Raw genomic sequence first — 6,530 nt, forward strand, 5'->3', positions numbered from 1 at the left:
GCCGCCAATTGATCAAACCGGCGCATGGCAGTTGTCACGGACGTTTGGAATTGATTCGCTGTGTCCGTAAAGTTCTTCCCTTGAATGAGCCGTAAGCGAAACGCTTGATTCCATTCCACTGTCTGACGCTGATATCGCTCTACAAAACAGGCTTTCTCCGCAAACCGCTTCCCGCATCTGCACGCGTACCGGCGCTTTCGATAGAATAGATACACCCACCGTTCAAAGAGCTTGAGATGTTGAACTTTTTGGATGCGGTAATCATGGATTCTCTCGGTTCTCTCCCCGCAGGATGGGCAACGATGAGGCGTTCGCGGCATTTCTACATGGAGCGCGATAAAGCCCTCTCGTTCCTCCATCTTTGTGACCTTCACACCTTTTAATCCGGGCAAATTCATGGTAAAATTCATCGTACACGCAGCTCCTATCCTTTCTTTGTATCTCAACAATTCAAGGATAATGGATAAAGGAGCCTGCGTGCATTTTTTTTGCCCTCTTTTGTGCAAAAACCCCAACATTTATTGTAGAGCCCTTTTACTGAAAGTCATCGCGTAACCTTCGAGAAAAAGAATAAGGCCTCTCTGCTCGTCCAAAGCAGAGAGCCCTCTTTTATCCATCATTTTGGCTTTGCTGTGCGTCTTCCCAGCCTAACTCATAGGCTTCATTCATAACGTTCATTAAAAGTTGCAGCATTGGCTGCATCTCTTCCATCGATAGCTCAATTCCTTTTTCGTCGAGAAACGCTTTTCCCTCCGGAAGATGCTTCATCGCAATTTGCATGAATTGCATGTTACGATTTGGTTCCACCTGAAACGTCACCTCATTCACCTTTTGATGTTCCTACATTACTAAAAATCGTGCTTGCTTTCAAGGGTCATAGTCTAACGTTCTTCCTCATGTGGAAATTGACCCGTTTGAATATAGGTCGAGATGGCATCTGTTACTTGCTCCCTTACTTCATCTGGAACAACCGAGCTAAACTCCCCAAGAGATACGACTCCATCTTGAAAGTCATAATATAAGTTCCCTGATTCTAGTTTCCCTTCTTGGAACCGTTTCGCTACGAGTACATATAAATCATCGACATGCTGGACGGTGCTCGTTAAAATTGTAGATCCTCCTAAATCGGCTTGATCCCCGACATACCCAATAGCAAAATCTCCTTGATCTTTAATCGCTTCAACGACTGGGACATGGTAGCCATCCCCTGCAGGATAAAAAACATCAACCTGCTCTTTTTGCAATTCCTGAAATAACTCTAGTGCCTTGTCAGCATCTGTCCATTCTCCTACGTACCGAACAAAGGCTTCCGATTCATTCATGTACTTAGCGCCATCAACAAACCCTTCTACTTCAGGCTGCCATGGGAATGCCGCAATGACGCCGACCTTATGAGTCTCACTCATGCTTGCTGCCACCATACCACCAAAGTAGCCCATCGCGTACCCTTCAAAATGAAGGCTTGTTATATTTTCACCCTTCACTTCTCCATTAAAGCTTACAAAGTGCACATCTGGGTATTGATTATGTATGGTCGAGAAATATTCGGCGAAGGCATGTCCGTGTCCAAAAATAAGATTTACCCCACCATCAACTAATTCTTTAATTCGTCGGTGGGCTTTTTGCTCACTGTTCACACCTTCTTCTAAGACAACATCTACATCTAAGTTGCTATGAATATTTAGCAATCCTTCATAAGCCTTTCGATTCCAGCCTTGGTCATCGATGGTATCTTCGACTAACAATCCTACCATTAATTCTCTATCTGTTGGCATGTTGGAACAACCGGCAAGGAATAAAACAGCCAGAAGGATGCTTAATACACGTATCATCTAGTTCGACACGCTCCCTTACGAATGGATCATGCTTTCGTTGGATTTTCGCATGATTCCGTAGATTTGGCTTTCTCATGATCCATTTCTCTCTACTATCTCTATTCAATCAAAACTAACGGCAAACGGATATTACAGTATCGTTACAAAATGATGACAAACAAATTCCCTATATCTTTTTGACTATTTAGCGTGTTTCCATTTCATAAATAATCGTTCCACTAAAAAGCCACAAACTAAGGCAATCACAACACTAAACCCGTCTGAAAGCAACAACACATTATGGAATAGTATATAAGTGCTTATTGTTATTATAGCAAAAATGAAAATACCGAAAATGGCCTCTTTAACGTTCATGCCCTCCCTCCTTATGGCAAAATTTCTTATTCGTCATCTAAATGATTAATGCAGAAAACTCTTCCACCTTTGCCATTGTGTCACATGTTCTCGTTGCTTTTCAAGCCCGTTTTTCAACGGTGTTATCACCTTAAAACCGAGTAGCTGCTTCGCCTTCTCATTCGATAATATAGGGGACAATGGAGTAGAAGATGGATTCCATGATTTATTAAGTAGGTGTGCTTTCCCTTTTTGCCATTCGTTTACGTTTCCGGACGATAGCTGAATCGTTTCATTTGTATGCTTCGTTTTCCCTGCAAGTAGCAGTCCATTTATAGCATCACTAATATACAGTGCATCCAATGTTGATTGATCATCTTTTACCTCTTTTCGCCCTAGTAGGAGCTGCTGATACGTCATATCCTGACGTTGCCAAGGACCGTAGATTGTTGGCAAACGGAGGATCATATAATCCAGCCCCCGTTTGTCCGCTTCCTTCTGGAGCAGCTTTTCAGCTGCCAGCTTAACGATACCGTAAGGAGAGATAGGTCGTGTTGGTGACTGCTCCGTTATCGTTCCTAATCGCTCACCATACACTTCAACTGAAGACACAAAAATCAACCGGGTTCCTTCCTTTGCTTGCGCCGTAAGCGCCCGGATTCGCCTAAACGTATTTTCTTGATTTTCCGGTAAACGTGTCCATAGTTGTTCTCTTTTCGGATGAGCTGCCAAGTGATAGATCGTATCCACGTGTTGAGTGACTTTTGAAAGCTCAAAACGTTCGAGCGAACATTCAATGAAATGAAAAAGGGCATTTCGCCCCATCCGCAGTTGCTTCTCCTCGTACTCTTCCTTCCTCATCTCATCGTTGCAATGATCAATAACGGTTACGTCAATCCCTTGCCCTAATAAGGCTTCACAAAGATGATAGCCAATGAACCCTAATCCCCCTGTAATAAGCACTCGATTCACAGATGTCCCTCCATACGATTTCGCCGGCTTTTCATGATAATTTTTTTTCGTGTTTACGGAAAAATTGATAAGCTGGATCAATTAAAGAAGAAAATGACTTTTGCGCCATTCGAAGCGTCAGTGTAACTGGACGGTTTTCACGCTCTGCTTTTAATTGAAACGGTTTACTATGGGATTGGACAGGATAACGTCTTTCATTCATTTCATGAAAGATGTGCATAGGTGTTTCAAGATTTGTATAACGATTGTTAAAATATTGATATATAAATGGTTCGACATCCTCGGTGCTCACTTCGTGGGCTGCTGCCATTTCAATTAAAAATCGTTTATAAAACAATTTGTTGGCTTTCTCTTGATCATAATAAGATACGAGATCTAAACATGGATTGATGAAAAATCCGGAGCGGATGCGATCTGGCATCTCCTCCATAACATTCATGGCTAACAACGCCCCCATCCCTTCACCAATCAAGTGAATGGACGGATTTAAAATTTCTCGTTTTATTGACAAATGATATAGCCTTAGAGCTAGTTTTGTTGCCTGTTCACTTCCCCAGTGTCTTCCAAAGAAATTGGAAGTGATGACAGTATACCCATGATGCAGCAAGCCACGAATAAACTGTTCTCTTTCGGGATGCTGTCTCCAAGAACAAGTCTCCTGTTCTACGTAGTGAGTGATGTCGCCAAATAACATACAGGCAAATCCATTTGGACGTGCAGGTAAATAAATAACACACCACTGATCTTCTAATTGAAAGGTCCTTCGTAAATCAATCATGACGTCGCCTCTCATCCACTAGCATTAAACCATTTTGATGGTTCGTCTCGCTTTTCATTCTCCACTATACGGTATGCAGCAGATGGAAAAACGGAATCAAGCTTCGTCGTTTTTTATAGAATTGATAATTTGCCTATTCCTTTCAGGTTTTGATCATCCTATGCAGCAACTTCTATTGTTATGTCTTTAAAGATGCTTTCAAACGTAATAGGATAGGCTTTTTTGTCATGAAACGACAAATAAAGGAGCTGGGACAAAAGTCTATCTTTTGAGACAGCTTCTTTTATTAGTTATACTTCACGATGAGTTGCAACTATGATCGGCGGAAACGAGCATTTTTCCTATGCATTCTCTTTGTAAACTTGCTGCAGGCGTCTCGTGATTTTGGCCATCAACTTGGAAACGTCCGTCAAGTTATGCGTATACAGAAAAAAGGTTCGGATCACTTAATTTTGATGATCCGAACCTTTTTTCTTACGTTTGGCTAGTATTGTTCCAACGTCCATGTTTCAGTTTCAGGTTATCTTGGTCGCGTTCCTCATTCACCCTTCATCTCTTAAGGCTTTCGTTTATACGTCCACTTTCGGTCTTTGTTCGTTGTTTCTGGAAACCGATCGCCTGCTTCTAATTTCACTTCTCGCGGATCGGTTACCATATCCCCCGTTTCACCGATTTCCACATAGACACCATTGTTAGGCGCTTTTTGCCCTGGAATGAACTGTCTGTTTTGCCCCATATTCTCGCCTCCTTTTAGTAAAATAGACTCTCGGCATTCGCCGAGCTTTGTGGTTCAAGGATTTTCCTCAAACCAATTTATTTCATCCCTCCTATTTTAGGTGGGATTTTTTAATGTTCATTTTTTAAAACTGGAAATTAATTATCAAAATATTTTCTCGAATTCGACAAGAAACACTTGACTTTTCAAAAACACCACAATAATCGCCGGTGAAGGGATTATTTTCCCTTACTACTTGTGATTGAGGTGCCAAAATGAAACCAACGTTTATTGCACACGAAACTTATCAAAACTTCGTTCTAAATCAGTTAAATGCCCATTATTCTGGCGGCATTCTTACCCTTGTTAATAAGGATTGGCCAGTAATTAAAAAGCTTTGGATAACTGATCTCTCTTCGGTAACTACATGGCTTGGTGATTCCTATTCCAAAAAGGGACCAAAGCCTCGTGACCCTGCTTCTATGATGCGTTCTTATCTGCTTTCATTATTTGTTCAACCTACAAAAGGTATTACTCATTGGGTTGATCAACTTCGTCGCGTTCCGTTGTATGCAATTCTTAGCGGTTTTGAACCCGGTGACACACCAGGTGTTGGAACATTTGAAGACTTTTTCAAACGTTTATGGGCCTTCGAAAGCCCGAATGTTATGCCGAAGGTCAAACCTAAAAAGAAAAAGTCAAAAAAGAAAAAGAAGCCTAAAAAGGGTGAAAAAGCTGAACCTAAGAATCCCGGAATTGTTCGTAAACTCGTTGATCGGGCAATGCGTTATGGTTCCAAACAAAAACAACTGCCAGGAGACCGATTATTTGAGTTTTTTCAATCCCAATTTTTAGCGGTTTCTACGAAACTTGGTCTTCTTGGGGATCCCGAAGCTCTAGGTGTAGTTGGAGATGGGACACCAATTGAAACAGCTAGGTACCCGAGAAGTAAATCAACCTGTAATTGTAGTGCCCAAGGACTAACGAACTGTACTCACCCACGCCAGTATTCACAACCCGACATCGACTCAGGCTGGGATAGTTCTAAGGAAAAGTACTTCAACGGATATCATCTCTACATGATATCCACTAGCGATAGCCAATACGACTTACCGCTATATCCACGGCTGCATCCTGCTTCCCGGCATGATTCAGTCAGCCTAGTGGTTAGTTCAATTGAATTTTCGCAACGGTACACCTTGGGCACGATTGATAAAATTCTTCTTGATGCAGCGCACGATGCTGAGGCCATTTATGAGCTACTTGAACATCAAAATGTGGAACCCTTCATCGATTTAAATGTTCGAACAAAGAAGAACTTTAGTACAGAAAGTGATATTCAAATATCTCCAACAGGTGTTCCAATCTGTCCGATTGGGAAGGAGATGAAGCCCAACGGGTTTGACAAATCTCAAAATCGGCAAAAATGGCGTTGTCCACTTGCTTGCGGTACCAAAAATACATGCTCATCACCGTGTTCAAAAGCAAAATATGGTCGGACATTCCATACATTCAGAGAGGATAATCTACGATTATTTACCAAAACACCAAGGTCCTCTGAAAAGTGGAAACTTATATACAAACGAAGAACCTCTGTTGAACGTTCTAATAAAAGAGAAAAAATAGATTATCACTTGGAATCTGGACGCCACCGGTCAACAAAAATGTGGTACATTCGCCTATACGCCATAATGATGTGTCAGCACATCGATGCTTGGTACAGCAGTCAGAAAGAGCAGTTAAATATTGAAGAAATCATCTTTCCTAAAGCCGCCTAGTCAATTTTTAAAAAAATAATGGCAATAGGTTTCTTTGTCATGCACATTTTTGAAAATACAATGAAAATAATGAGTGTGCAGGCCATTCCAATCCAATTTCCAGTAATTTTGGTTCATTT

8 protein-coding genes are annotated in these 6,530 nt (G+C 41.5%); 1 reads left to right on the forward strand and 7 read right to left on the reverse strand.

The features are described 5' to 3' along the window. The 7 genes from E2L07_RS08380 to E2L07_RS08405 all read right to left on the reverse strand — a co-directional run. A partial coding sequence (locus E2L07_RS08380; protein WP_134229345.1) for a transposase family protein occupies nucleotides 1-410 on the reverse strand: 410 nt, incomplete at its 3' end. Nucleotides 411-609: 199 nt separating this feature from the next. After that, nucleotides 610-789, reverse strand: a complete 180-nt coding sequence (locus E2L07_RS08385; RefSeq protein ID WP_041821709.1) for a ComZ family protein — start codon at nucleotides 787-789, stop codon at nucleotides 610-612. Nucleotides 790-881: 92 nt separating this feature from the next. Then, the gene (locus E2L07_RS08390; RefSeq protein WP_053430668.1) at nucleotides 882-1,832 is read right to left on the reverse strand and encodes a BMP family ABC transporter substrate-binding protein; all 951 of its coding nucleotides are present in this window, start codon (nucleotides 1,830-1,832) and stop codon (nucleotides 882-884) included. A 183-nt stretch (nucleotides 1,833-2,015) separates the two neighbouring features. Next, nucleotides 2,016-2,189 (reverse strand): hypothetical protein, encoded by a 174-nt coding sequence (locus tag E2L07_RS20780; protein ID WP_166740048.1) that lies wholly within the window; start codon nucleotides 2,187-2,189, stop codon nucleotides 2,016-2,018. A gap of 45 nt (nucleotides 2,190-2,234) precedes the next feature. Further along, nucleotides 2,235-3,140 (reverse strand): NAD-dependent epimerase/dehydratase family protein, encoded by a 906-nt coding sequence (locus tag E2L07_RS08395; RefSeq protein ID WP_134229346.1) that lies wholly within the window; start codon nucleotides 3,138-3,140, stop codon nucleotides 2,235-2,237. A 31-nt stretch (nucleotides 3,141-3,171) separates the two neighbouring features. Continuing rightward, entirely contained in the window at nucleotides 3,172-3,918 is a 747-nt protein-coding gene (locus E2L07_RS08400) for an alpha/beta hydrolase family protein (protein ID WP_010899039.1), read from the reverse strand. A gap of 556 nt (nucleotides 3,919-4,474) precedes the next feature. Next, entirely contained in the window at nucleotides 4,475-4,654 is a 180-nt protein-coding gene (locus E2L07_RS08405) for a YjzC family protein (RefSeq protein WP_053430665.1), read from the reverse strand. 254 nt (nucleotides 4,655-4,908) lie between these two features. Between E2L07_RS08405 and E2L07_RS08410 the strand changes: the two genes are divergently transcribed. Then, nucleotides 4,909-6,411: a transposase gene (locus E2L07_RS08410; protein WP_134228599.1), complete on the forward strand. Its 1,503-nt coding sequence runs from the start codon at nucleotides 4,909-4,911 to the stop codon at nucleotides 6,409-6,411. The last annotated feature ends 119 nt before the right edge of the window (nucleotides 6,412-6,530 follow it).

The sequence above is a fragment of the Halalkalibacterium halodurans genome (assembly GCF_004376175.1).
Lineage (GTDB): Bacteria > Bacillota > Bacilli > Bacillales > Bacillaceae_D > Halalkalibacterium > Halalkalibacterium halodurans.